We start from the raw sequence: 214 nt of genomic DNA on the forward strand, positions 1-214 counted from the left end.
TTCAAAATCAAAAGTGTATGGAAGTACAGATCCGGCATTAACATATCAAATTACAGCTGGAAAATTAATTGGAACAGATCAATTAACAGGAAGCTTAGCACGTGATGCAGGAGAAAACGTCGGAAATTATCCAATAACTCAAGGAACATTAGCTGCTTCACCAAACTATAACCTTACGTATCAGAAAGCAGATTTTGCGATTACTAAAGCTAGT

Annotated in this window: 1 protein-coding gene; it reads left to right on the forward strand. The window is 36.0% G+C overall.

Translation table 11 applies throughout. The annotated features are described in order from the left end of the window. The coding region (locus tag B3792_RS13095; protein WP_291069807.1) for an MBG domain-containing protein at positions 1 to 214 on the forward strand (214 nt) is incomplete at both ends.

The sequence above is a fragment of the Empedobacter sp. UBA5924 genome (assembly GCF_002431085.1).
GTDB lineage: Bacteria > Bacteroidota > Bacteroidia > Flavobacteriales > Weeksellaceae > Empedobacter > Empedobacter falsenii_B.